Below are 24,020 nucleotides of genomic sequence, written 5' to 3'. Positions count from 1 at the left end.
TCAGGCACCCAGCTTCGCGAGTGCGCCGAGAATGGCGTCCGGGGTCGACTGCTGCAGTTCGCCCACGAGCGCGCCGTCCTTCATGAGGACCACGCGATCGGCGTAGGACGCCGCCATGGGGTCGTGCGTGACCATGATGATGCTCTGTCCCATCTCGCGGCAGCTGCGCCGGAGCAGGGACAGGACCTCGGCGCCGGTCGCGGAATCGAGGTTCCCGGTCGGTTCGTCGCCGAAGATCACGTCGGGCCGCGTGAGCAGCGCGCGGGCGACGGCGACGCGCTGCTGCTGGCCGCCGGACAGTTCGTGGGGGCGATGGGACAGGCGGTCGGTGAGGCCGAGCGTCGAGGCGATCTGCTGCAGCCAGGTGGAGTCGACGCGACCGCCGGCAAGGGCCACCGGCAGGGTGATGTTCTGTTCCGCGGTGAGCGTGGGGACGAGGTTGAAGGCCTGGAAGACGAACCCGACGTGGTCCCGGCGCAGGCGCGTGAGATCGGCGTCGGGAAGGTCCGTGATGTCCGTCCCGCCGATCCACAGCCGCCCGGCGTCCACCGAGTCCAGGCCGGCGAGGCAGTGCATGAGCGTCGACTTCCCCGAGCCGGACGGGCCCATGATCGCGGTGAAGCGCCCCCGCTCGAAGTCGAGGGAGACATCGCGGAGCGCGTGCACCGCCGTCTCGCCGCGGCCGTAGCTCTTGGACACGCCGCGTGCGGCGACGGCGCTGCCTCTCGGGACGTCGACGGTGTCGGGGGTGCCGACGGCGCCGGGCGGATTCACAGGGGTATTCGTGGACGTGGTCATCCTCCTACGCTAGGGAGCTTCGGGGCCGCGCGAATCAGCACAGGGACCGGGGTTCGCCGGCCGCGGCTCATACCGCGGGATGAGGCACGGCCGCTCCACGAGTGCCCGGCTCGGCAGTGCGCGGTCCCCCTGCTACGGTGGCGCCGCCGAGCCGGGTGCACCGAGGCTTCAGTGCTCCGTCGTCGTCCGCCCTGTCGCTACCGGTGCGCCGCCACGCAGGCTCCAGGCCGCGAGGACCGATGCGCCGATCATCAGCAGGGCTGCGATCCCCGAGGTGACCGTCACCCCGCTGTCGAAGGCGTGGAACGCCGAGTCACGCAGCAGCGACGCGTTGCCCGTGCCGAGCTGCGACGCGACCTCGACGGCGCCACCGAGCGTCTCGGTCGCCGAGTCCGCCTGGGCCGAGGTGAGGCCCGCGGGCAGCAGCAGGTTCCGTTGGTAGGAAGCGAGCAGGATGCTGCCGAGCACGGCCGTCCCGAGCACCGAGCCGACCTCGTACGCGGTCTCCGACACGGCCGACGCCGCCCCCGCCTTCGCCGCAGGGACGGTCGAGAGAATGAGGTCGTTCGAGACGGTCTCGGAGGCGCCCACGCCGATGCCGAGGACCACGAAGGCGATCATGAGGAAGCCGGCAGAACCGCCTTCGCCGAGCAGGGCCAGCATGGCGTAGGCGAGCGCGGAGAACAGGAGGGAGACCGAGACGACGACGTGCGGCGGCAGGCGCCGGGCCACGGGTACGACGGCGAGGCCCGCGACGATGGTCACGAGGAGCCCCGGCAGCAGGACGAGGCCGGCGTCGAGCGGGGTGTACCCGAGCACGAGCTGCAGGTGCTGCGAGACGAAGAACAGGAACCCGACGAGCGAGAAGATCGCCAGGAGGTTGACCAGCACCGCGCCGGAGAACGCGCGGATGGTGAACAGCCTCACGTCCAGCATCGGATCCCGTCGCTGGAGCTGGCGCACCACGAACGCGGTGCCGGCTGCGATCCCGATGAACGCCGCCGTGACGGACACCAGCAACGGACCGCCCTTGGCGAGATTCTTGATGGCGTAGACCACGGGGAGCATGGTGGCGATCGAGAGCACGATCCCGGCGTAGTCCACGCGTCCCGGGTTCGCATCCCTCGATTCGGGCACGACGGCGGGCGTCAGGGCGAGCATCAGCAGCAGGACGGGCACGGCGAGCAGGAAGACGGAGCCCCACCAGAAATGCTCGAGGAGCAGTCCGCCCAGCAGCGGTCCGAGGGCCGCCCCGGCGGAGAAGCCCGCAGCCCACACCGCGATGGCGATGCGCCGCTGGTTGCGGTCGGTGAAGATGTTGCGGATCAGCGACAGCGTGGAGGGCATGAGCATCGCGCCGAAGACACCGAGCCCCACACGGGAGGCCAGCAGGAACTCCGCCGTGGGTGCGAAGGCTGCTGCCACCGAGAACAGGGCGAAGCCCGCGGCTCCGATCATCAGGAGCCGGCGACGGCCGAAGCGGTCGCCGAAACTGCCCATCGCCACGAGGAGTCCCGCCAGGACCAGCGGATAGCTGTCGACGATCCACAGCAGCATCGTCCCGCTGGTCGCGAAGTGACGCGAGATCTCGGGCAGGGCGAAGCTCAGGACGGTGTTGTCGACGGAGACCAGCAGCACCGGCAGCATCAGCACGGCCAGGGCGAACCAGGCGCGACGGTCGGCGGTGGGGGCCAGGGAAGGGGACGGGGTGTGAACGGCACGCGGGTTCACCCCGGTCGGACGTGCGGAGGAGGACGGAGTGGTGATCATCGGTCCAAGCTATACCGTCCAGCCGGTACAGTACAACAAACGTGACGGGTATCATGAGGGAGTGTCCAGTTCCCGCGAGCGCATCCTCGACAGCTTCGAGGACGCGCTGATCCGCGACGGTGAGAGGGCTGCCACCATGGAGGCCGTCGCCGCCGCTGCGGAGGTGTCGAAGGGCGGACTCCTCTATCACTTCCCGTCGAAGGAAGCGCTCGTCGAGGGCCTCGCGCACCGACTCCGGGCTCTCGCCGATCGTGACCGCGATGCCATGACCGCAGCCCCGGACGGCGCCGCGCGATACTACGTGCGAACCTCCGTGTTCGAGGACAGCGCCTTGGATCGTGCCCTCGTCTCCATGGCCCGACTGGCCCAGCAGGGCCACCCGACGGCCAAGGTGTCCCTCGCCGAGATCCAGGAGCGGTGGCTCGACGCCCTCGAGGCCCAGCTCGGCGACCGCACCACGGCCCGGGCGGTCAAACTGCTCGGCGACGGCCTCTACTACGACGCGGCGTTCTTCGCGTCGGCAGGATCAGGTCGCACGAGCGAGCGGGAGATCCGGGATCTCCTCGACGTCGTCGACCTCATCGTGTCGAGGCGCAGCGCGGGCGCAGCCACGGGCTGACGCCTCGCCCGTGACTCCGGCTACTGTCCGCAACCGCGGTGCCTCACTACAGTTGGCCCTGCATGTACGTCCCGGGCAGGTCCCGCAGGCCGCGCCCGCACATGATCCGCCGGCAGGTCCGGCGGACGCCCTCCACCGGCACGTCCAGCAGGCACATCACGCACGCACACCGAGCACAAGGGGACGCATCACATGATCAAGGGATTCCGGGATTTCATCCTGCGGGGCAACGTCATCGAGCTGGCGATCGCCGTGGTGATCGGGAGCGCCTTCACCGCCCTGGTCGGGGCGTTCACGGCGAACATCATCAACCCGGTCATCGCCTCGGCGGGCGGGGTCGACGCCGCCGGCTGGGGCTTCCCGATCCGACCGGGCAACGACGCCACCTTCGTGGACGTCGGCGCCGTCGTCACCGCGATCATCACGTTCCTGATCACCGCGGCCGTCGTCTACTTCCTCTTCGTGGTGCCGATGAACCGTGCGAACGCCCGGTTGCGCTCCCTCTCGGCCCCGCAGGAACCGGAGGAGGAGCCCACTCCCGTGGACATCGCTCTCCTGACCGAGATGCGGGACCTCCTCAAGGAGATGTCGGCGAGGGACGCGCGGCCATGAGTGGCGACACGGAGGGGGGTGCCGCCCGCGGAAGCGTGCCGCTGCGGGCAACCGTCCGGATCGGCGTCGTCGCGGTGGTCGTGCTGGCCGTCGTCTCGACCTTCCTCGACACGGCGTCCAGGACGACGATCAACCCGTTCAACTTCTTCGGCTTCTTCACGATGCAGAGCAACATCATGGCGGCGGTGATCCTCCTGCTGGCCGCAGTCCTGCAGCTGCGGATGACTCCGGGTCCGGAGTGGCTCGTCCCCGTCCGGGCGGCCATCACCACGTACATGTTCGTCGTGGGTGTGGTGTACAACCTGTTGCTCGCGGGCCTGGCCGGCGGCGTGGAACTCGCCTGGGCCAACTGGGTGCTGCACGTGGCGTTCCCGATCTACGCGGTACTCGACTGGTTGTGCACCACCGATCGCCGGCCGCTCTCCTATCGGGTCATCCGGCTGATCCTCGTGTATCCGCTCGTCTGGGCCGTCGTGGTGCTGATCCGTGGGGCCACGGACGGATGGGTGCCCTACCCGTTCCTCGATCCGGCCACGGGGTACGCCTCCGTGCTGCTGTATGTCGTGGCGATCGCCCTGACGTTCGCGGCGTTCGGCGCCCTCGTCATCCTCGTCAGCCGGAGCCTTCCACCCCTCGGCTCGCTGCTCGACGGTCGGGCCGGAAGGGCGGCCGGCAAGCCCTGAGTGTCGTATCCCCGGCTCAGCGCCGGGTGGTCGCCAGGTCCGAGGTGGACGGTCCCTCGAGCAGTGTGCCGTCCGCGGTGAAGCGCGAGCCGTGCAGCGGGCAGTCCCAGGATCGTTCGGCGTCGTTCCAGGACAGGATCCCTTTCAGGTGCGGGCAGACGGCCGAGACGCGGTGCTGCACGCCGTCGACGGTGCAGATGCCGATCGGTCGCGCGCCCTCGCGGATCACCCTTCCCTCTCCCTCGCCCGGGGTGGAGGTGCCGGTCTTCGCGAGGCCGGACAGCCATCCGGCGACCAGTTCCAGACCGACCACGGCGTTCGCCTGCGCGGTCTGGAGGGCATCCGCCGGGCTGACCTTCGTCCGGTAGAGCGTCGCCGCCCAGGGCATGTTGCCGCCCAGGATCTCCCCGGCGAGGGCGAGGGAGGCGGCGACCGCGTTGGTCATGCCCCACTTGTTGTAGCCCGTCGCGGCATAGATGTGTCCGCCGCCCGCCGGGACCTTCCCGACATACGGGACGGACGCCGCGGGCGTATAGTCCTGCGCCGACCAGGCGTAGGCGCGCCTGGCCGTGGGGAAGTACTCCTTGGCCCAGCGCGTGAGACCGTCCACCTTGGCTTGGGTGTTCGAACTGTGGCCCACCTTGTGGCCGTTCCCGCCGACGATCAGATATCTCGTCCCGTCCACCAGGGCGGTCCGCAGCGACCGGGTCGGGGAGTCGGCGCTCAGGTACATGTCCTCGGGGACGTCGTCCTCGACCGTCAGCGCAACACAGTAGGAACGCATGGGCTGCAGGACGGCGAAGTACCCGCCGCGGTCCAGGATGGGGATCCCGGTGGCCAGCACCACGTTCGACGCCGTGACCGTGACCGGGCCCGCGCTCGTGGCCAGTTCCACGTCCGGCGAGTCGCTCTTCACGACCCCCCGGACCCGGACGCCCTCCACCAGTACGCCGCCGTGCCGCCTGAACTCGGCGGCCAGGCCGGCGAGGACCTCCAGGGGGTGGAACTGCGCCTGGTCCTTGAGCCGGAGGGTCTTCCGCACGGGGAAGGGGAGGGTGGCGGAGTTGCCGAGCCCGGTCGCGAGGCCGGCGGTCGTGCACGCCTCGTGTTCGGCGACGAGTCTCCGTGCTCCGGTGTCCGTAGTGGCGTAGTCGACGGCGTCGCGGGTCTCGTAGGCGATGCCGTGCTCGTCGCAGAACCGCAGGAGCCAGCTCTGGCCCTCGCGGTTACCGGTGACGTAGGCGCGCGCCAGCTCGGCGTCGTGGTGCTGCAGGATGGTCGACATGCTGGTGTCCTGCAGCAGCGAGAGCTTGGCCGTGGTGTTGCCCGTGGTGACTGCCCCGGTGGTCCGTGCCTCGAGGACGGCGACGCGATGCCCTGCGCGGGCCAGCAGCAGCGCCGTCGTGAGGCCGGTGAGGCCCGCGCCCACCACCACCGCATCGAACGCGCTTCCCTCCTGCAGCGCATCCGACGGGATGGGCGGCGCGGTGTCGAGCCAGAGCGATCTCATGGGCTTCCCTTCGGGAGTCGTCCGGTGCCTCCACCGAACCACTCAGCATGCTTACAGTCAAGCATCGGAAGGCCTGTCGGAGGAGGGCACTAGCATGGCGTCCCATGACCGCCCGCACCAGGAAGGCAGGCCCTGTGCACGTCCGTCTCGTCCTTCCCCACCAGCTCTTCGAGGAACACCTCGATGCACCCGAGGGCACGCTCTTCGTGTTCCTCGAGGATGACCTCCTGTTCCGCAGCCTCCGATTCCACCAGCAGAAACTCGTCCTGCACCGCGCGGGGATGACCATCTTCGCGCGGCGCGCGGAAGCCGCCGGGTACGAGGTGCACTATGTGGACACCTCGGCGGACACCCCGAGCCAGGAGCGTCTCGCCGCCGCCCTGGCCGGGTGCGGAGCGACCGTCGTGACCTACTACGACGTCGTCGACGACTGGCTCGACCGGCGGCTGACGCAGACGCTCGCCGATGCCGGCGTCGAGGTCCGCGTGCTCGAGACGCCGCAGTTCATCACCGACCGCGAGGTCCTCGGCACCTACTTCTCCTCGCACACCTGGCGGATGCAGACGTTCTACGAGTGGCAGCGCAAGCGGCTCGGCATCATGGTGGGCCCCGACGGGTCCCCGGAGGGCGGGCGGTGGAGTTACGACACGGAGAACCGCAAGAAGCTGCCGAAGAAGATCGAGCTGCCGGACCTGCCGGAATTCGACCGCCCGCCGGAGGTCCGGGACGCCATCGCCTGGGTCGCCGCAGAGTTCCCCGACAATCCCGGGAACGCGGAGTCCTTCAACTGGCCCGTGACCCATCGGCAGGCCTTCGACGCCCTCGAGTCCTTCCTCGCGGAGCGGTTCGAGCTGTTCGGTCCGTACGAGGACTCGATCGCCGTCGGGCAGACCTACCTGTTCCACTCCGCCCTGAGTTCCAGCATGAACACCGGACTCCTCAACCCCGTGGAGGTCGTGGACCTCGCGCTCGATTTCGCCGGGCGCCACGGCACGCCCATCGCGAGCGTGGAGGGTTTCGTCCGGCAGGTCATCGGCTGGCGGGAGTACATCCGGGCCTCCTACGTGCTGCGGGGCAGGGAGATGCGCGCCGGGAACACCCTCGGGTTCACCGCGGATCTGGACGAGCGCTGGTGGACCGGTGACACCGGGCTCGAACCGGTCGACTCCGTCATCACGCGCATCCTCGACACGGCCTACGCGCACCATATCGAGCGCCTCATGATCCTCGGCAACGCGGCGCTGCTGATGCGCGCCAAGCCCGACGCCGTCTACGAGTGGTTCATGGAGATGTTCATCGATGCGTACGACTGGGTGATGGTGCCCAACGTCTACGCCATGAGCCAGTACGCGGCCGGCGCCATGATCACCACGAAGCCCTACGTCAGCGGCAGCAACTACATCCGGACGATGAGCGACTTCGGCGAGGGCCCCTGGCGGTTCAGCTGGGATGCCCTGTACTGGGAGTTCGTGGCCGACCATCGGGAGCTCTTCGCCCGCAACCCGCGCTCGCGGATGAGCGTGAACCTGCTGGACAAGATGGACACCGAACGGCGCGTGTCCCTGCGCGGCGAGGCCGCCCGCTGGATCCCCGGCAGAGGATCGGGACCGACCGCGGAGGACGGCGTCGGCGGGGCGGGGAACGACGCCGGGACGCAGCCGGCCCGGACGCCCACGAAGGCGCGCGCACCCCTCGAGGAGGAACCGTCGTCCGGGGAGCGGTCCGCTGTCGAGCGTCGGATGGCGCAGGCGACGTCGATGACGGAGGCCACGTTGCCCGGCCTATAGTCTTCGAGCATGGAACAGAGAATTCTCGGAAGAACCGGCCGTCCCGTCTCCGTCATCGGCCTCGGCACCTGGCAGCTCGGCGCGGACTGGGGCGAGGTGGCGGACAAGGACGCCGTCGCGGTGCTCGATGCCGCGGTCGAGGCCGGCGTGACCTTCTTCGACACGGCGGACGTCTACGGCGACGGCAGGAGCGAGTCGACGATCGGCGGCTTCCTCAGGCACAACCCGGACCTCGACATCCTCGTCGGCACCAAGATGGGCCGCCGGGTGGACCAGACGCCGGAGAACTACACGCTCTCGAACTTCCGCCAGTGGATCGACCGGTCGAGGACCAACCTCGGCGTCGATGCCCTCGATCTCGTGCAACTGCACTGCCCGCCCACCGCCGTCTACAGTTCCGACGAGGTCTACGACGCGCTGGACACCCTCGTGGCCGACGGCGTCATCAGGAACTACGGCGTGAGCGTCGAGCGGGCCGACGAGGCCCTGGCCGCCATCGCCCGGGGGAACACCGCGAGCGTGCAGATCATCCTCAACGCCTTCCGGCTGAAGCCCCTCGACGAGGTGCTGCCCGCGGCGAAGGCGGCCGGGGTCGGCATCATCGCCCGCGTGCCGCTCGCCTCGGGTCTGCTGTCCGGGAAGTACACGAAGGGCACCGCCTTCGCCGAGAACGACCACCGCAACTACAACCGGAACGGCGCCGCCTTCGACGTCGGGGAGACCTTCTCGGGCGTCGACTACGAGACGGGCCTGCAGGCCGCCCGCGAGTTCGCGGAGCTGGTCCCGGAGGGCGTCACGACGGCGCAGGCCGCGCTCGCGTGGATCATCGCGCAGGACGGCGTCAGCACGGTCATCCCCGGCGCTCGCACCCCGGAGCAGGCGCGCGCCAACGCGGCGGCCGCCGGGTCCGCCGGTGTCGCCGCCGGCATGGACGACGCCGTCGCTGCCATCTACGACCGCCATTTCAGGGCCACGGTCCACCCGAAGTGGTAGCCGCCGGACCAGGATCCGCCGGCCCCTGCGCGGGCGGGTTCCGGTCGGCCTGACCCTCCGCTAGGGTGGGGAGCACCAGGTCAGACGGAGTTAGAGGACGTCTGTCATTGTTGGATCACCGACGAAGGAATCGACATGACTGAAAACACCTCAAGCGCTGGCACCGGCGAGTCCCACACCATCCGCGACTGGACGGATCTCGCGGAGGAGATGTGGTCCTACCTGACCGGACGGGGCGCAGCCATCAACTACACCCTCCAGGACATGACCATCGAGGTCCCGCGGGACATCGGCCCCGATGCCCCGCGTGCGACCTGGAAGTTCAACGGCACCCTGCGGATCACCACGAGTGACAACGCCGCCAGCGGTTCCGACCCCCACGCGAGCTGATCCGCCGGACCACGATGGCCTCGACACTCAGGCTCGACATTGACATCGATTTCTCGCTGGGCGAGCCCGCGGTCGACGGCAAGCCGGAAGCGCGCCTCTCCGGCACCGTGAAGGCCGCCGGGAGCACCGTGGACGTCTTCGTGGACGACCCGGCCTCCTTTCGCGGCAACAACCTGCCGGGGCTCGGTCAGGTGCGTTCCATCGCGAAGGAACTCGCGGATCGCGGCCTCGCCATCTCGGTCAGCGGGCCCAAGGGCCTGCTGGTGAGTCTCGGCGCGGTACAGTCCTCGATGGCGCAGCGCCTCATCACGCGCTCGCCGCACATCCGCCTCGGTTCGCCCGGTACGCTCGCGCCGCTGCTCGGCATCGGCCGGCGTGCCCTGGAGAAGGGTGACACGCCGTCGATCCTCCCTCCGGGCACGCCGTTCCCCCTCGTGCCGACCGTGAACCGGAGGATCAAGCGGACCATCACGACGACGCACTACCTGCACGGGAGCGGGCGTCCACGGCTCATCTTCGTGCAGAACTCCGAGACGTGGGACGGGCAGGTGCCGCGGGAGGTCGAACTCCTCGGTGACCGCACCACGATCGGCAGCGGCGAGGACGCGACGCTCCGCCTCACGGGCCTCGACGAGCTGCACGCGGAGGTCATCCACACCGAGGACGACGAGTACGTCCTGGTGCCGCACGGAGTCATCACGGGGAGCGTCAACGGCAAGGAGCAGTCCATCCTCCGAACGGGTGCCCGCATCCAGCTCGGGGAGTGGGCGCTCGCGTTCTTCCGCGAGGAGTACGCCGACCACGGAAGGCCCTTCGGCGGACGCAACGGTGGCGAGCTCTCGTATCAGCGTCCGCAGCGCAACCCGCGCACGGGTGCCACCGAGGTGGACGGCTCGGCCGGGGTCGGCGACTTCCGCCGGCCGCGCTGACCCGGCGTGCGCCGAACCACCGGCGCGTGTCGGGTCGGGGAGTTCGGCGATGACGTCGGGCAGGGGGGCCGGGCAGGAATGAGCCCGGCCGTGACGGGACCGGCGGGAGGGGGTGCGCGGCATGGCCGATAGCATCGAACTACTGCTGGACCCGACCTCCGACCTCCGCGTCCTCGAGGATTGGGCCGCGCTCGAGGACGCGGGCCTGCCGAACCAGTCGCGGCACCAGTCCTTCAGCAATGCCCCGCACATCACGCTCGCCGCGGCCGCGCGCATCGACGACCGGTACGACGCCGACCTCGCCGCTGCGTCAGGCGGACCCGCCCCCGACCTGAGGACCGCCGGTTTCCTGGTGTTCCCCACGCGCCGGAAGTTCGTCCTGGCGCGGCAGATCGTCGCGGGCACGGCACTGACCGGCCTGCACCGGCGCATCTGGTGCGCGCTCGACGGCGTCCAGGAGACCGTGCCGACCACCGTCAGCGGAGCCTGGACGCCCCACATCACGCTCGGTCACGGCCTGACCGCCGAGCAGCTGGGCACAGCGCTCGAGCTGCTCAGGGACAGCCCTCCGGTCCGGCTTGCAGCCGGGATCGTGCGGCGGTGGGATGCCAAGGAGAAGCGCCTGATCCTGCTCGGCGGCGGAGGAGCTCCTCAGGCGTCAGGGTGACTCGGCGCGCAGTGAGGCGGGCCGGACGAGAACCCCCTGGGGCTCCCGGATCCACCACAGGCCCGTCTCCCGCTTCTCGCGTCGGCTGCCGAAACGGTAGAGGAAGATCCGCGCCCGCACGTACCGCGGACGGGCGCCGTCGAACGGGTCCTCCGCGAGGAGTCCCAGGGTCTGCGGATCGGCCTGCAGGAGCTTGACCAGGAACGGCGTGAACCATCCGCGCTCGGATCCGAGCGCGAGGAACCACATCATCCAGTCCAGGCGCAGGTGGTACGGCGCGAACTGCCGTGGCCTGCGCGCCGGGTCGCCGGGTTTGCCCTTGAACCCGTACTCCCGCCAGTGCGCGTCCGGACCGGCGTCGTCGAGCGTGCCCTCCACGACCACCTCGTAGCGCACCTTCGTGACGCTGCCGAACGCCCCGTACGCGTTGCCGAGGTGCCACCTGTTGAAGCCGGCATTCATCAACTGGTGCCGGGCGAAGAGGTTCACGAGGGCCGGGCGGCTCAGGTAAGCGAGCACGAGCACGGCGAGCACGACGACGATCGTGAACCACAGCGGGGTCGGCTGGTAGGAGCCGCCGGGATCGACGGCGGAGACCACCGCGGCGTAGAACGAGTCGGGTACGGCCGCGAAGGCCAGGATGATGGTGAGCGTGTTGAGCCAGGCGAAGTTGCCCGAGACCACGAGCCAGCCCTGCGTCAGGATCATCACCAGGGCGGCGATCCCCGCGAGGGGCTGGGGAGCGAACAGCAGCCACGGCACCGCGAGCTGCGTGACGTGGTCGCCGGCCACCTCGACGCGGTGCAGGGGCTTCGGCAGGAGGTGGAAGAACCGGCTGGCCGGGTTCGGCATCGGCTGCGTCTCGTGGTGGTAGTCCAGGGCGGTGAGGTCACGCCATGAGCGGTCGCCGCGCATCTTGATCATGCCCGCGCCGAACTCGAGACGGAAGACGAGCCAGCGGACCATGATCAGGACGAGGAACGGCGGTGCCACCTCGTCCGACCCGAGGAACGCGACGATGAACCCGGCCTCCAGCAACAGGCTCTCCCACCCGAACCCGTAGAACACCTGCCCCACGTTCACGATCGACGTGTAGAGCCCCCACAGCACCAGGAAGGCGACGAGGAGCAGCCAGGGCGGGCCTGCCTGCGGCAGCCCGAGGACCAGGAGCGCCGAGAGGACGATGCCGGTCCAGGCCACGGCACGGAGCCGGTCATCGGTGTATCCGCGGCGGAAGAGCGTGGGACCCACGCGGTCGCCCGCCCGCCGGAGGTACTCGGGCACGGGCAGCAGTCCCCGCTCCCCGAGGAGGGCGGGGAACTGGTTCAGCGCCGAGGTGAAGGCGATCAGGTAGACCGCAGCGACCCCGCGCTGCACGATCTGCCGGCCCACCTCGTAGTCCTCCGCGGCAAGGACCCCGGTCACCCACTCCATGCCGTCAAGGGTCCGGTCCGCCCGACGCCGGGGTCAACAGGACATCGGCGTCCCGAGCAGCGGGCGTGTCTGCTAGCGCGGCGTCACGGGGTAGGCGGCGCCCGACCCCCTGCGGGGATCTCGACGAGGGCCTGCACGGGCGCGTGGTCGCTGGCCCAGCGGCCGTCGAGGGTGGAGGTGTTGACGGCGGCCTGCCGCACGAGGACGTCCGGCGTCGTGAGGATCCAGTCGATGCGGCGCCCGCCGTCGACCGGCCGTTCATAGCGCGGGAAGGTGCCGAGGTCCGGCGTCAGGTGTTCGTCCGCGCGGACCCAGGCGTCGCCGAGCACGCCCGAGTCCAGGAAGCTCCGATAGGCGGACGAGGTGCCGGCGTCGGAGTTGAAGTCACCCATGACGATGGTGGGCAGCCGGGGGCGGAAGAACGTGACGAGGTCGAGCACGGCGGCGGCGCTCCGGATCCGCGCGAGATCCGACTCGTGGTCGAAGTGCGTGTTGACGAGCAGGATCTCGCGGTCGGTCGAGGTGTCCCGGAAGCGGCCCCACGTCGCGATCCGCGGCACGCCGTTACCCCACGTCGAGGAGCCGATCAGCTTCGGGGTGTCGGACAGCCAGAACTGGTCCCACTCGATGAGCTGCAGGCGGCGCGCGTCGTAGAAGATCGCGGAGTACTCACCCCGGCTCCCACCGTCACGCCCGGCCCCGATCATGCGGTACCGCGGGGGGAGAGCGGCCTCGACGACCACGAGCTGGTGGTGGAGTGCCTCCTGTACGCCGAGGACCGTGGGCACCTCGCGCCGCAGCACGTCCTGCAGCGGCGGGATGCGGTCCGGCCAGTAGTCGATGTCCCCGGGCCGGGCGGCAGGACGGTCGTAGCGGATGTTGAAGGTCATGACGTGCAGGGAGCTCCTGCCGGCCCTGATGAGCGGCGGGGCAGGTGGTGTTCGTGGCATGGAGCCTTTCCGGTGCGGCACGGGGATCGTGACTGCTGCCCGGCGGAGCGCCGGTACGCGGTCAGCCGAGATGGTCCACGAGCCGAGCCGCGATACCGGTGTAGCCGGCGGGCGTCAGCGCGAGCAGCCTCTGCTCGGCCTCCGCACTCAGCCCGAGCCCGCTCGCGAACTCGCGCATCCGGGCCGCGTCAACCCGCCGGCCGCGGGTCAGGTCCTTGAGGCGTTCATAGGGGTCGTCCAGTCCCGGCACGCCCGCGATCGCCTCGGCTCGCATGACCATCTGCACCGCCTCGCCGAGCACCTCCCAATTGCCGTCGAGGTCTGCTGCCAGCACGTCCTCCGCGACATCGAGCCTCGCGAGCCCCTTGGCCACGTTGGAGACGGCGAGGAGGGAGTGGCCGAGGGCGACACCGATGTTGCGCTGGCTGGAGGAATCGGTGAGGTCGCGTTGCCAGCGGGAGGTGACGAGCGTCGAGGACAGCACGTCCAGCAGGCCGGAGGAGATCTCCAGGTTCGCCTCGGCGTTCTCGAAGCGGATCGGGTTCACCTTGTGCGGCATCGTCGAGGACCCGGTGGCGCCGGCCACCGGGACCTGCGCGAAATAGCCGATGGAGATGTAGCTCCACACGTCCGTGCAGAAGTTGTGCAGGATCCGGTTGAAGCGGGCCACGTCGGAGTAGAGCTCGGCCTGCCAGTCATGGGATTCGATCTGCGTGGTCAGCGGGTTCCAGGTCAGGCCGAGGCCCTCGACGAAGGTCCGGGCCACGCCCTCCCAGTCGGCGTCCGGGACGGAGGCGTAGTGGGCCGCATAGGTTCCGGTGGCGCCGTTGATCTTGCCGAGGAACCCCGTGGCCGTGATGCGGTCCAGCTGGCGCGTCAGGCGGTGGGCGACGACGGCCATCTCCTTGCCGAGCGTGGTCGGTGTCGCCGGCTGGCCGTGGGTCCGGGAGAGCATCGGGGTCTCGCGGGACGAGCGTGCCAGATCGGCGATCGAGGCGACGAGTGAGCGCGCTGCCGGCAGCCAGACCTCGGTGACGGCGCCCTTGATCCCGAGCGCGTAGGAGAGGTTGTTGATGTCCTCGGAGGTGCAGCCGAAGTGGACGAGCGGTTTCAGGTGTCCGATGCCGATCCCGTCCAGGCGCCGTCCGATGAAGTACTCCACCGCCTTGACGTCGTGCACCGTGACGGCTTCGATCTCCGCGAGCTCCGCGACCGAGGCGGCGTCGAACGAGGTGACCACGGCGCGGAGCCGTTCCTCCTGGTCCGCGGTGAGTGGCTCGGTACCGGGCAGGACGGAGTGACGCGTGAGGTGGATGAGCCACTCCACCTCGACGTGCACGCGATCGCGGTTGAGGGCCGCCTCCGACAGGAAGTCGACGAGGGGCGCCACGGCGTCACGGTACCGGCCGTCGAGGGGGCCGAGGGTCAGCGACGTTCCCTCCCCTCGGGACAGAGCAGCGAATTCAACCCGGGAGAGTGCGGAGTCAGCCATGGCTCCATCCTTCCATGGAGCGGGGGCGGTTCCTCACGGCCTGTCCACATACCCGGCCGCCCTCCGGTGGCCTGTCTGCCGGGCTCCTAGCGTGGACGTACAGGGCGGGAGAGGGGGACGAATCATGGACAGTGGCGGGGAGGGCGGCACGCGCGGTCCGGGGAGCGGCGCGGGCGACGACGCGCTGGCGATCCAGGCAGCCCTGACCCGTCATGCGGAGAGCCTGACCGATGTGCGGCGCCACGCGCTGTCCGTCTCCCTCCTCTCCTGGGACTCGCCCGCGGGCGGCGCCTTCCGCACGTACCTGGTAGAGCGGTGCAGCGAGCTCTCGGGCACCATCGAGCTGCTCCACTCCGCAGCCCGTCTCCTGGGCGAGTACGGCCGCCTCCTCCGCGCGGCGGAGGAGCTGCAGCGCGGGGCAGGGCTGTGACGCGGCTGCTCGGGCCCGCGGATCCCGGCGACGGCTCGCTGCTGATCCGCGGAGGTGTGGGCGGGATCCGCTTCCAGTGGGAGGAACTGGACCACGCCGCGAGCGTCCTGTCCCTGCTCGCATCGGACACCGCCGCGGTCGCCACGGCGCTCGCCCAGCTCGATGCGGAGGTCGCCGAGCTGCCGTGGCGTCAGGTGCAGCTCCTGCCGCCGGGCGTGGGCGCCGGAGCGATCTACGAGGAGGCACGCGGGCAGGTCGGCGCCTCCCTGTACTCGACCATGGGGGGCGCGGCGTCCCTCGCCGGGACGGCCGGGAGGTTGAGATCTGCCGTGGACGCCTATGCCTGGGCGGATGATGCGGCCCGTGCAGCGACCGAGTCGGCGCGCCGCGCATCGGTGGTGACGGCGCGGGCCCTCGCCCGTGAGGCCATCCATCGCGGCGCGCTGGACGTCGGGCCCATCGACCTGCTGGAGGCACCCGGCGGGGTCTCCGGGACGGCCTCGGACATCGTCGCCTTCGACGGGTCGATCGAGGGCGTCGTCGCCCGGATCTCCGCCGTGGAGGCGGAGGGGCCCGGCGTGTTCGAGGTGCTGCGGCTGGGTACGCAGATGCAGCCGGTCCATCTGGTGGTGCTGCCCGGAACGCAGTCCGGGCTGGTCGGCGACGCGCGCGGCAGCAATCCCTTCGACGCCGGGGGCGTCGCCGAGGCGCTCGCGGTGGACAGCCGCCACACGGAGGCCGCAGTGCGCGAAGCGCTGCGTCGGGCGGGGGCACAGGCGGGGGACGCACTCATCCTGGCGGGGTACAGCCAGGGCGGGATCCATGCCGTCAACCTCGCGCGCGAGGCCGGTCTCGGTGCGTCGTACGACGTGCAGCTGGTCGTGACGGTCGGCTCGCCCACGGGCTGGCACACGACGGCCGACACCGAGTACCTGCACCTCGAGCATGCGGTGGACCCGGTCCCCCTCCTCGACGCGATCCCCAACCCCGACGATCCCCACCGGACCACCATCACCCTGACCCACCAGGTACCGCCGCTGGGACGGGAGGCGGACGGGTCGGTCGAACCCTGGGGGCTGGGTCCGGCGCACAAGCTCGGGAACTACGCAGCGGGGGCACGTCTGGTCGACGCCAGCACGGCGCCGTCGCTGGGTCCCGCCACGTCACTCCTCGCTTCGGCCGCTACGCGCGGCTCGGCCCGACGGTCCTCCTTCACCGCGGTCCGGAGACCGGATCCGTTGCCGGGTCCACCTGATCGTTGAGCTATGAGAGCGGCCATCACTGACTGGTGGACACCAGCGCGTTGTCGAAGCGGAAGGTCACCCCCGTTGTGCTCTTGGAGGACAGTGCAGCCGTCAGTCCTGTCTGCCCAGCCACCTGGAGGGCTGCTGCGCTGTCCGTCGTCGTGATCAGCGGTAAGGGCTCAGCGGTCCCGCTCCGCCACACGGTAAGGGCCATCTTCGTCGGGCTGGTACCCGTGGTCGTGAACCGCAGGGAAAGCGCCGACCCGGGTGCGGTAGTCAGGCCGGGAACCGTGACTTCCTGACCGAGGACCGTCTCGGAGGCAGAGCCGTTCATGCGGTAGATCAGCGCGCTGACGGAGCCGTTCGCCAAAATCCGGGCCGTGCCCCGGTACTCGACGGATTCTGCGACACGACGACTGCTGATGCTCGCGTACGCTCCACTTCCGCCTGGTGCGCCGTCGAGCTGGACGGTCGCCGTGGTGTTGGTGTCGCGCGCACCCGCCCCAGTGAGGAATGCCTGCCGAGTCCGGCCAGGAATGATGGCGATCAGTCCCTGCTGGCCATCGACGCTCAGAACTGAGCTGCCCGGCGTCCAGGAACCGCCCAGATCAGCAGTTCCCCATCCGCTGTTGACCCTCCTCGTGAACGTATCCTGTGCAACCACCGTCGCCGGTCCAGCAACGTCGATCCTGACAGTAGCGGTCCCGACCGATCCGGCGGAGTCGCTGACCGTGTAGGTGAAGGAGTCGGACCCGCTGAATCCGGAGGCGGGTGTGTAGGTATAGCCGCCGGTCGGGCTCATGGAGGCCGAGCCGTTCGCGGGTTGCGTCCACCGCGCTATCGACAGACCACTGCCGGTGTCATTCGACAGCACACCCGGCGTCGTCGCTGAGAACGTCGTCTGGAAGGAGGTCGACGCCGAGTCGTCCCGGGCGACGATCGGTTCCGTCATAGGAGGGGCACTGTCGGGGACGAACACGACATCAACCCAGTAGTTGCTGGCGTTGTACGTACGGGTGGGAAATGCGCCGATCGCCGTCGCATACAAGCCGTTACCGGCGCCGGTGGTGCTGGCCAGGCCTTTCAGGGGCGATGACCCGACCGCTGCCGTGAAGTAGTTCACGGACTGCGAGTACCGGCCGACCGGCGCGGAGTACGACGCCACGTATGGGGTGTCGGCCCGGACACGCACACCACCGGGTATCTCGACCTGCTGCCAGCCCGACTCCGTTTCTGTGCCGGTCGTCACTGAAGCGAGGAGGGACCCTCCGTTGGACCAGAGACGGACGGGATGCGCGCCGGTATTCGACGACGCCTTGTAGAAGCGGACGGCGGTGATGACACCTGGCACGTCCGTTGCGAAGCGGACGCCCACTTCGGTAGGTCCCGTGGCGGATGCCGCCAGGACGGACGGAACCTGGGTCGGATCGAAGATGGAGCAGGGGCACTCCTCCGGCGTGGATTCACCGGGGCCCTTGGGATCGACGACGACCTTGGCGTAGCTGCGGATCTGTGCGTTGTAGGTGTCCGACGGTGCCAGCAGGCCGGGGCACAGCTTCCGGGCCTTCATCCCGTCCAAAATCGCCGGCAGCGCCTCTGCGGTATAGGGGGCCCAGTCATGCAGGACGATGACACTGCCGGACCGGATCGCGGCGAGCACGGGCTCCGACACCGCAGCGGGACTCGTCGCGGCTGTGTCGCCCTTGTTCACGTCCCATAGCACTTCGCGGAGTCCCAAGGACTCTCCGATCGAGGCGATTCCCGCATTCGTGCTGCCGTAGGGAGGACGGAACAGTGCAGGCTGCGACACCCCGGCTCCAGTGATGGCCTCATTCGCCCGCACGAGCTGTGACTGTACTTCAGCGCTGCTTACCGTCGTGAGGTTGGGATGGTCCCATGAGTGGTTACCCACCACATGGCCTTCCGCCTCTTCAAGGAGGACGAGGTCGGGGCGCGTCCGTTGATTCGGATCGTTGATCCGTTCGCCGAGATCGAAGAACGTGGCATGGGCACCGTAGGCGCCGAGCGTATCCAGGATCCAGGATGTCCGATCGCGGGCGGAGATGTCCGGACCGTCGTCGAACGTCACGGCAACGAATCCTGCGGAGCAGTTCCAGCCCTCAGCGGGGAGCGTGGTCTCGGCGGCCGCCGCGTCGCTCATGAGGGCCGGCAGCCCTGCTGCCAGTAATGCTCCCAGTATCGATGCCTGTAACCAGGTGGTGCGGGCCAACGAGTGCGGACGCTGCGGACGGGTCATGTCAGCCTTCCCTGCGATAGGTGCCACCCCAGCAACGATCACGGTTGCAGGAACTATAGTCCCTGCCGGGGCGTTCGCGATACGCCCTCCCGGGCGCGACGCGGGGGCTCGGTGTGGAATGCCGGATCGGGCCCGGACGCCCGTGCGCGGAGGGCGGGTCTAGGCTATGGCCATGACTTCGATCGACGACTCCCCGGCACCGTCCACCTCCGGGCGGGACACCGCGGGCAGCACGAACCAGGGCCTGCGCCCACGCGGCGTCTTCGGGAAGCTCCCGCGATATGCCGCGGGCAAGCCGCCCGTGGTGGTGGAGGGCCTGGAGAGCTTCAAGCTGTCCTCCAACGAGAACCCCCTTCCGCCCCTCCCGGCCGTGCTGGAGGCGATCGCCTCCGAGACCTCGGTCAACCGGTACCCCGACCCGATGACCACGGCCCTCCGGACCGAGCTCGCGGGTTACCTCGGCGTCCCTGCGACCGACATCGTCACCGGGGCCGGCAGCCTCGGCGCGCTGAACCAGATCCTGGCGACCTTCGCGGGCCAGAACGATTTCGACGCCCCCGACGAGGTCGTGTACGCGTGGCGTTCCTTCGAGGCCTATCCCATCAGCGTCGGGCTCGCCGGCGCCGCGGGAGTGCAGGTGCCGGTCCGCCCGGACGGCACCCACGATCTGGACGCAATGGCGGCCGCGATCACCGACCGCACCCGGGTGGTCATGCTCTGCACGCCCAACAATCCGACCGGGCCGGTCCTCACCCGGAACGACGTCGTCGGCTTCCTCGAGAAGGTACCCGCCCACATCGTCGTCGTCATCGACGAGGCGTACCAGGAGTTCGTCCGCAGGTCCGATGCCGTCGACGGCATCGAGCTCTATCGAGAGTACGAGAACGTGATCGTGCTCCGGACCTTCTCCAAGGCGCACGGGCTGGCCGGGCTGCGCGTCGGATACTCCGTGTCCCAGCCGGCCCTGACCGACCACCTCCGAGTCAGCGCCGTTCCCTTCGCGGTCTCCCAGATCGCCGAACACGCGGCCGTGACGTCCCTGCGCCACATCGACGAGGTCGAGGTGCGCGTGCAGAGCATCGTCGACGAGCGCATCCGGGTGGTCGCGGGCCTTCGGGACCTGGGGTGGACCATCCCGGAGGCCGAGGGGAACTTCGTCTGGCTCGCCCTGGGCGAGCACACCCAGGACTTCGCCGTCCGGGCCGGCGAGCATGCCCTGTCCGTCCGTGCCTTCGGGTCCGAGGGGGTTCGGGTCTCGATCGGCGAGGAGGCCGCGAACACCCGTTTCCTCGCGCTGTGCAGAGACTTCCCGCACCGTCCAGCGGAAGGCTGACGCCGTCTTAAATAGGCCCGTCGGCCCGCGCTGACTAGTCTTGGTCAGGATGTCACCGGAAGATATGTTCTCCGGTGTATGACTGATGGCATACATTCCCCACATGGAATGTGCAGGTCGGATGAGGAGCTAGGGATGAACGGCGGTCGATTGCCGACAGCGGAGTTCGAGGTCGAGGAGGTCGAGCGCGCGGCGCGCACGGCGGAACTCGGGCAGGACCGTCAGGCCGAGCCGGACATGCTCCGGATCCTCGATCCGGAGGGCCGGCTGGCCGACGGGATGACGGCCGGGATCGCCGGTGAGCTCGTCGACTTCGCCCCCTACCTCTCGACGTCGGACGCACCGCACCTGCTCTCGCTCTACCGGGACATGTACCTGGTCCGCCGCTTCGACCAGGAGTCCACCGCCCTGCAGCGGCAGGGGCAGCTGGCCCTCTGGGTCCCCCTCACCGGTCAGGAGGCCGCCCAGATCGGGTCGGGCCGCGCCATGGAGGCCCAGGACTACGCCTTCCCGACCTATCGCGAGCACGGCGTCGCGCTGACCCGCGGCGTCGAGCTGTCCGAGATCCTGCGTCTCTTCCGCGGCGTGACCAACGGCGGCTGGGATCCCCGGGAGCGGAACTTCCACCTCTACACGCTGGTGCTCGCCGCGCAGTCCCTGCACGCCGTGGGCTACGCGATGGGGATCCAGCGGGACCAGCTCGCCGATCCTTCCCTGCCGCAGGCGGCATCCGTCGCCTACTTCGGCGACGGAGCCAGCTCCGAGGGCGACATCCACGAGTCCATGGTGTTCGCGGCGTCCTTCGATGCACCCGTCGTGTTCTTCTGCCAGAACAACCAGTGGGCCATCTCCGTGCCCTCGACGGTGCAGACGCGCGTGCCGCTGGCGAAGCGGGCCGAGGGGTACGGTTTCCCGGGCGTCCGCGTGGACGGCAACGACGTCCTCGCGGTCGAGGCCGTCACCCGCTGGGCCCTTGAGCACGCGCGGACCGGCAGGGGGCCGGTACTGATCGAGGCGTACACCTACCGCATGAGTGCGCACACCACCGCGGATGACCCGACCAAGTACCGGCTGTCCGGTGACGAGCAGGAGTGGCGGACCCGGGACCCGCTGGCCCGCCTCGAGACCTATCTGCGCTCCGCCGGACTCGCCGACGACGCCTTCTTCGAGGGGCTCGCGGACGAGGCCCGGGTCATGGCCTCGGACCTCCGGGCGGCCGTGCTGTCGATGACCGCGCCGGATCTGGAAAGCCGCTTCGCGGCCGTGTACGCCGAGCCGCACCCACTCGTGCAGGAGGAACAGCGGTTCTTCCAGCAGTACGAGTCCGGTTTCGCCGACGAAGGGAAGCACGCCTGATGGCGACCATGACCATCGCCAGGGCGATCAACGAGGGGCTTCGCGCGTCCCTCGCGAACGATCCGAAGACCCTGCTCATGGGGGAGGACATCGGTGAGCTCGGAGGCGTGTACCGGGTCACGGACGGACTGAAGAAGGACTTCGGCGCGATGCGCGTGGTCGACTCCCCGCTCGCCGAGTCAGGGATCATCGGCACCGCGATCGGCCTCGCCCTCCGCGGCTACCGGCCCATCTGCGAGATCCAGTTCGACGGTTTCGTGTTCCCGGGATTCAACCAGATCACCACCCAGCTCGCCAAGCTGCGCACCCGCAGCGACGGGATGCTGAGTGCCCCCGTGGTCATCCGCATCCCCTACGGCGGTGGCATCGGCAGCGTGGAGCACCATTCGGAGTCGCCGGAGGCGCTGTTCGCCCACACCGCCGGCCTGCGGATCATCACGCCCTCGAATCCCCAGGACGCCTACTGGATGATCCAGCAGGCCGTCAGCTGCGAGGACCCGGTGATCGTCTTCGAGCCCAAACGGCGGTACTGGCTCAAGGGCGAGGTGGACACGGGGGCACCCGTCGGTGATCCGTTCACCGCGCACGTCCTGCGCCGTGGCACCGATGCGACGGTGGTCGCCTACGGTCCGCTGGTGCCCGTGGCGCTGGCGGCGGCCGCCGCTGCCGAGGAGGACGGGCGGAGCGTCGAGGTCATCGACCTCAGGTCCATCTCGCCGATCGATTTCGACACCGTCACCGAGTCCGTGACCCGCACCGGGCGGCTGATCGTCGCGCACGAGGCCCCGACCTTCGGCGGGATCGGCGGCGAGATCGCCGCGCGTATCTCCGAGCGCGCGTTCCTGTCCCTCGAGGCGCCCGTCATCCGTGTGGGCGGGTTCCACATGCCCTATCCGGTCGCCCGTGTGGAGGAGCAGTACCTGCCCGACATCGACCGCATCCTCGAGGCACTCGACCGTGCCTTCGCATACTGAAGGACCACCATGACGCTGAAGACGTTCAACCTGCCCGACGTCGGTGAAGGCCTCACCGAGGCGGAGATCGTGCAGTGGAGGGTGGCGCCGGGCGCAGCCGTGTCCGTCAACGACATCATCTGCGAGATCGAGACCGCGAAGTCCCTCGTCGAGCTCTCCTCGCCCTACGAGGGCACGGTCTCCGAGTTGCTGGTGCCGGAGGGCGAGACGATCGAGGTCGGGACGCCGATCATCTCCGTGGAGGACGGCACCGGACCGTCCGGCAGCGGCAACAGTGGCGGCAGTGGCGGCTCCGCCGTGACTGCGCCGACGTCCGGGGCGGCGCCTCGGCCCGACGGTTCGGACGGCCGCGACGCGCAGGTACCGGCAGACGAGCCCGCCGGGAGCGAGGCACGCCCGGCCACCGCGACCGAGGGCCAGGTCCCCGTGCCGGAGATGCCGGGAGAACTGGCAGGCCCGCAGGCAGGAGCCCTTCGCGGCGATGGCTCCGCACCGGTCACCGGAGGTCACTCCGCGGCCGGCGGTGATGCCGCGTCCGGCGCAGGCCCCGCAGCAACGCGAGGGGACAGGGCAGCAGGATCGGGTTCCGCGGATCCGGTGCCCGGCCCCCTCGTCGGGACGGGCCCGAAGGCCGACGCCGTCAAACGCCGCCCCCGTAAGTCACCGTCCGGCCCGGCCCGGGCCGTGTCCGCCGCGTCGGCGGCCGGCCATCCGGGCAGGAGCGATGACCGGGCGGCGGGAAGCTCCCAGCAGCCCGCCGACGGGCAGTCCACCGTGACGGTCGCGCCCGCACCGCCGGCCTCAGCCGGCCCGGGGGCGGCAGATCGACAGCAGGCGCCCAGCGCGACGCCGGTGCCGTCCGGCAGCGGCAGCGCGCAGGGCCGGGTGAACCCGCTCAACCAGCTCATCAATCGCGTCCTGGCGAAGCCACCGGTCCGGAAGGCGGCGCGGGACCTCGGCATCAACCTCGCCGACGTCCCGGCCACCGGATCCGCCGGCGAGGTCACGAAGCAGGACCTCATGAGCTACCAGTCGCAGCGTGACGCGGAGCAGGACGGCGCCGACTCCTTCTGGTCGGAGCGCAAGCTCCTCGGGGGCGACCGCATCGAGCGCATCCCGGTCAAGGGCGTCCGCAAGGCCACCGCGAGGGCGATGGTCCAGAGCGCCTTCACCGCGCCGCACGTCAGCATCTTCGTGGACGTCGACGCATCGCGCACCATGGAGTTCGTGAAGCGACTCAAGGCCAGCCGGGACTTCGAGGGCATCAAGGTCTCGCCCCTGCTGATCCTCGCCAAGGCGGTCATTTGGGCTGCTGCACGGAACCCCTCCGTCAACGCGACCTGGTCCGATGACGAGATCCTCGTCAAGCACTTCATGAACCTCGGGATCGCCGCCGCCACGCCACGGGGCCTCATGGTGCCGAACATCAAGGATGCGCAGGATCTCTCCCTGAAGGAACTCGCACTGGCCCTCAACGAGCTGGCGACGACGGCGCGGGCGGGCAGGACGCAGCCTGCCCAGATGCAGGGCGGCACGCTGACCGTCACGAACATCGGCGCCCTCGGCATCGACACGGGAACGCCCATCATCAATCCGGGGGAAGTGGCGATCGTGGCCTTCGGCACCATCAAGCAGAAACCCTGGGTGCTCGACGGCGAGGTGATCCCCCGGTGGATCACGACCCTCGGGGGGTCCTTCGACCACCGCGTGGTGGACGGGGATCTCAGTGCCCGCTTCATGGCGGACGTCGCCTCGATCCTCGAGGAACCCGCGCTGCTCCTCGACTAGGGTT

General features: G+C 69.7%; 21 protein-coding genes. 14 read left to right on the top strand and 7 right to left on the bottom strand.

Annotation, left to right across the window (positions count from 1 at the left end; genetic code table 11):
* Together ACTIMO_RS02650 and ACTIMO_RS02645 are read right to left on the bottom strand one after the other, a co-directional pair.
* Entirely contained in the window at window positions 1-798 is a 798-nt protein-coding gene (locus ACTIMO_RS02650) for an ABC transporter ATP-binding protein (RefSeq protein ID WP_448181402.1), read from the bottom strand.
* Between the two features lie 168 nt (window positions 799-966).
* Window positions 967-2,568: an MFS transporter gene (locus ACTIMO_RS02645; RefSeq protein ID WP_448181401.1), complete on the bottom strand. Its 1,602-nt coding sequence runs from the start codon at window positions 2,566-2,568 to the stop codon at window positions 967-969.
* Between the two features lie 61 nt (window positions 2,569-2,629).
* On the opposite strand from ACTIMO_RS02645, the gene ACTIMO_RS02640 reads away from it, so the two are divergent.
* The 3 genes from ACTIMO_RS02640 (at window position 2,630) to ACTIMO_RS02630 (ending at window position 4,482) form a co-directional block, all read left to right on the top strand.
* Entirely contained in the window at window positions 2,630-3,187 is a 558-nt protein-coding gene (locus ACTIMO_RS02640; RefSeq protein ID WP_055766587.1) for a TetR family transcriptional regulator, read from the top strand.
* 192 nt (window positions 3,188-3,379) lie between these two features.
* Window positions 3,380-3,799, top strand: a complete 420-nt coding sequence (gene mscL / locus ACTIMO_RS02635) for a large conductance mechanosensitive channel protein MscL (protein ID WP_055766590.1) — start codon at window positions 3,380-3,382, stop codon at window positions 3,797-3,799.
* Window positions 3,796-4,482, top strand: a complete 687-nt coding sequence (locus ACTIMO_RS02630) for a Pr6Pr family membrane protein (RefSeq protein WP_200914765.1) — start codon at window positions 3,796-3,798, stop codon at window positions 4,480-4,482. The genes mscL and ACTIMO_RS02630 overlap by 4 nt, the downstream gene beginning before the upstream one ends.
* Window positions 4,483-4,498: 16 nt before the next feature.
* Here ACTIMO_RS02630 and ACTIMO_RS02625 read toward each other — a convergent pair whose 3' ends face one another.
* A complete protein-coding gene (locus ACTIMO_RS02625) occupies window positions 4,499-5,992 on the bottom strand; it encodes an FAD-dependent oxidoreductase (protein WP_448181400.1) in 1,494 nt (497 codons plus the stop codon).
* Between the two features lie 104 nt (window positions 5,993-6,096).
* Between ACTIMO_RS02625 and ACTIMO_RS02620 the strand changes: the two genes are divergently transcribed.
* The 5 genes from ACTIMO_RS02620 to ACTIMO_RS02600 all read left to right on the top strand — a co-directional run bounded on the left by ACTIMO_RS02620 (window position 6,097) and on the right by ACTIMO_RS02600 (window position 10,758).
* A complete protein-coding gene (locus tag ACTIMO_RS02620) occupies window positions 6,097-7,779 on the top strand; it encodes a cryptochrome/photolyase family protein (RefSeq protein ID WP_448181399.1) in 1,683 nt (560 codons plus the stop codon).
* A 9-nt stretch (window positions 7,780-7,788) separates the two neighbouring features.
* Window positions 7,789-8,772 (top strand): aldo/keto reductase, encoded by a 984-nt coding sequence (locus ACTIMO_RS02615; protein WP_448181398.1) that lies wholly within the window; start codon window positions 7,789-7,791, stop codon window positions 8,770-8,772.
* A 135-nt stretch (window positions 8,773-8,907) separates the two neighbouring features.
* Window positions 8,908-9,162, top strand: a complete 255-nt coding sequence (locus ACTIMO_RS02610; RefSeq protein ID WP_422390824.1) for a hypothetical protein — start codon at window positions 8,908-8,910, stop codon at window positions 9,160-9,162.
* Window positions 9,163-9,176: 14 nt separating this feature from the next.
* Window positions 9,177-10,091, top strand: a complete 915-nt coding sequence (locus ACTIMO_RS02605) for an FHA domain-containing protein (RefSeq protein ID WP_422390823.1) — start codon at window positions 9,177-9,179, stop codon at window positions 10,089-10,091.
* Between the two features lie 121 nt (window positions 10,092-10,212).
* Window positions 10,213-10,758 (top strand): 2'-5' RNA ligase family protein, encoded by a 546-nt coding sequence (locus ACTIMO_RS02600; RefSeq protein ID WP_448181397.1) that lies wholly within the window; start codon window positions 10,213-10,215, stop codon window positions 10,756-10,758.
* Here ACTIMO_RS02600 and ACTIMO_RS02595 read toward each other — a convergent pair.
* From ACTIMO_RS02595 to purB, 3 genes are all read right to left on the bottom strand, one after another.
* A complete protein-coding gene (locus tag ACTIMO_RS02595) occupies window positions 10,750-12,192 on the bottom strand; it encodes a lipase maturation factor family protein (protein ID WP_448181396.1) in 1,443 nt (480 codons plus the stop codon). The two genes, ACTIMO_RS02600 and ACTIMO_RS02595, sit on opposite strands and share 9 nt — an antisense overlap.
* An 83-nt stretch (window positions 12,193-12,275) precedes the next feature.
* Window positions 12,276-13,142, bottom strand: a complete 867-nt coding sequence (locus ACTIMO_RS02590) for an endonuclease/exonuclease/phosphatase family protein (RefSeq protein WP_448181395.1) — start codon at window positions 13,140-13,142, stop codon at window positions 12,276-12,278.
* Between the two features lie 61 nt (window positions 13,143-13,203).
* Window positions 13,204-14,634, bottom strand: a complete 1,431-nt coding sequence (gene purB, locus ACTIMO_RS02585; RefSeq protein ID WP_448181394.1) for an adenylosuccinate lyase — start codon at window positions 14,632-14,634, stop codon at window positions 13,204-13,206.
* A gap of 124 nt (window positions 14,635-14,758) precedes the next feature.
* Here purB and ACTIMO_RS02580 point away from each other — a divergent pair, with 124 nt between their 5' ends.
* Window positions 14,759-15,064, top strand: a complete 306-nt coding sequence (locus tag ACTIMO_RS02580; RefSeq protein ID WP_055766613.1) for a hypothetical protein — start codon at window positions 14,759-14,761, stop codon at window positions 15,062-15,064.
* Window positions 15,061-16,326 (top strand): hypothetical protein, encoded by a 1,266-nt coding sequence (locus ACTIMO_RS02575; RefSeq protein ID WP_448181393.1) that lies wholly within the window; start codon window positions 15,061-15,063, stop codon window positions 16,324-16,326. The genes ACTIMO_RS02580 and ACTIMO_RS02575 overlap by 4 nt, the downstream gene beginning before the upstream one ends.
* Window positions 16,327-16,342: 16 nt before the next feature.
* Here the strand turns inward: ACTIMO_RS02575 and ACTIMO_RS02570 are convergent, their stop codons facing one another.
* A complete protein-coding gene (locus ACTIMO_RS02570; RefSeq protein WP_448181392.1) occupies window positions 16,343-18,565 on the bottom strand; it encodes a DUF4082 domain-containing protein in 2,223 nt (740 codons plus the stop codon).
* Window positions 18,566-18,737: 172 nt separating this feature from the next.
* Here ACTIMO_RS02570 and ACTIMO_RS02565 point away from each other — a divergent pair, with 172 nt between their 5' ends.
* From ACTIMO_RS02565 to ACTIMO_RS02550, 4 genes are all read left to right on the top strand, one after another.
* On the top strand, window positions 18,738-19,898 hold the full coding sequence (locus ACTIMO_RS02565) for a histidinol-phosphate transaminase (protein WP_448181391.1): 1,161 nt from the start codon (window positions 18,738-18,740) through the stop codon (window positions 19,896-19,898).
* Window positions 19,899-20,033: 135 nt separating this feature from the next.
* Window positions 20,034-21,254, top strand: coding sequence for a pyruvate dehydrogenase (acetyl-transferring) E1 component subunit alpha (gene pdhA / locus ACTIMO_RS02560; RefSeq protein WP_448181390.1), 1,221 nt, complete (start codon window positions 20,034-20,036; stop codon window positions 21,252-21,254).
* Window positions 21,254-22,228 (top strand): alpha-ketoacid dehydrogenase subunit beta, encoded by a 975-nt coding sequence (locus ACTIMO_RS02555; protein WP_055766623.1) that lies wholly within the window; start codon window positions 21,254-21,256, stop codon window positions 22,226-22,228. Before pdhA ends, ACTIMO_RS02555 begins: the two co-directional genes overlap by 1 nt.
* A gap of 9 nt (window positions 22,229-22,237) precedes the next feature.
* Window positions 22,238-24,016 carry a dihydrolipoamide acetyltransferase family protein gene (locus ACTIMO_RS02550; protein WP_448181389.1) on the top strand — a complete coding sequence of 593 codons (1,779 nt, stop codon included), beginning with the start codon at window positions 22,238-22,240 and terminating at the stop codon, window positions 24,014-24,016.
* Window positions 24,017-24,020 lie beyond the last annotated feature (4 nt).

The organism is Arthrobacter sp. CP30 (assembly GCF_053470025.1).
The sequence above is the reverse complement of the archived record's forward strand: the minus strand, read 5'-3'. Positions and strand labels throughout refer to the sequence as shown.

Coding starts and splice junctions, on each gene's coding strand:
- ACTIMO_RS02650 (WP_448181402.1), bottom strand. CDS start 798: ATGACCACGTCCACGAATACCCCTGTGAATCCGCCCGGCGCCGTCGGC.
- ACTIMO_RS02645 (WP_448181401.1), bottom strand. CDS start 2,568: ATGATCACCACTCCGTCCTCCTCCGCACGTCCGACCGGGGTGAACCCG.
- mscL (WP_055766590.1), top strand. CDS start 3,380: ATGATCAAGGGATTCCGGGATTTCATCCTGCGGGGCAACGTCATCGAG.
- ACTIMO_RS02630 (WP_200914765.1), top strand. CDS start 3,796: ATGAGTGGCGACACGGAGGGGGGTGCCGCCCGCGGAAGCGTGCCGCTG.
- ACTIMO_RS02625 (WP_448181400.1), bottom strand. CDS start 5,992: ATGAGATCGCTCTGGCTCGACACCGCGCCGCCCATCCCGTCGGATGCG.
- ACTIMO_RS02620 (WP_448181399.1), top strand. CDS start 6,097: ATGACCGCCCGCACCAGGAAGGCAGGCCCTGTGCACGTCCGTCTCGTC.
- ACTIMO_RS02615 (WP_448181398.1), top strand. CDS start 7,789: ATGGAACAGAGAATTCTCGGAAGAACCGGCCGTCCCGTCTCCGTCATC.
- ACTIMO_RS02610 (WP_422390824.1), top strand. CDS start 8,908: ATGACTGAAAACACCTCAAGCGCTGGCACCGGCGAGTCCCACACCATC.
- ACTIMO_RS02605 (WP_422390823.1), top strand. CDS start 9,177: ATGGCCTCGACACTCAGGCTCGACATTGACATCGATTTCTCGCTGGGC.
- ACTIMO_RS02600 (WP_448181397.1), top strand. CDS start 10,213: ATGGCCGATAGCATCGAACTACTGCTGGACCCGACCTCCGACCTCCGC.
- ACTIMO_RS02595 (WP_448181396.1), bottom strand. CDS start 12,192: ATGGAGTGGGTGACCGGGGTCCTTGCCGCGGAGGACTACGAGGTGGGC.
- ACTIMO_RS02590 (WP_448181395.1), bottom strand. CDS start 13,142: ATGCCACGAACACCACCTGCCCCGCCGCTCATCAGGGCCGGCAGGAGC.
- purB (WP_448181394.1), bottom strand. CDS start 14,634: ATGGCTGACTCCGCACTCTCCCGGGTTGAATTCGCTGCTCTGTCCCGA.
- ACTIMO_RS02580 (WP_055766613.1), top strand. CDS start 14,759: ATGGACAGTGGCGGGGAGGGCGGCACGCGCGGTCCGGGGAGCGGCGCG.
- ACTIMO_RS02570 (WP_448181392.1), bottom strand. CDS start 18,565: ATGACCCGTCCGCAGCGTCCGCACTCGTTGGCCCGCACCACCTGGTTA.
- ACTIMO_RS02565 (WP_448181391.1), top strand. CDS start 18,738: ATGACTTCGATCGACGACTCCCCGGCACCGTCCACCTCCGGGCGGGAC.
- pdhA (WP_448181390.1), top strand. CDS start 20,034: ATGAACGGCGGTCGATTGCCGACAGCGGAGTTCGAGGTCGAGGAGGTC.
- ACTIMO_RS02555 (WP_055766623.1), top strand. CDS start 21,254: ATGGCGACCATGACCATCGCCAGGGCGATCAACGAGGGGCTTCGCGCG.
- ACTIMO_RS02550 (WP_448181389.1), top strand. CDS start 22,238: ATGACGCTGAAGACGTTCAACCTGCCCGACGTCGGTGAAGGCCTCACC.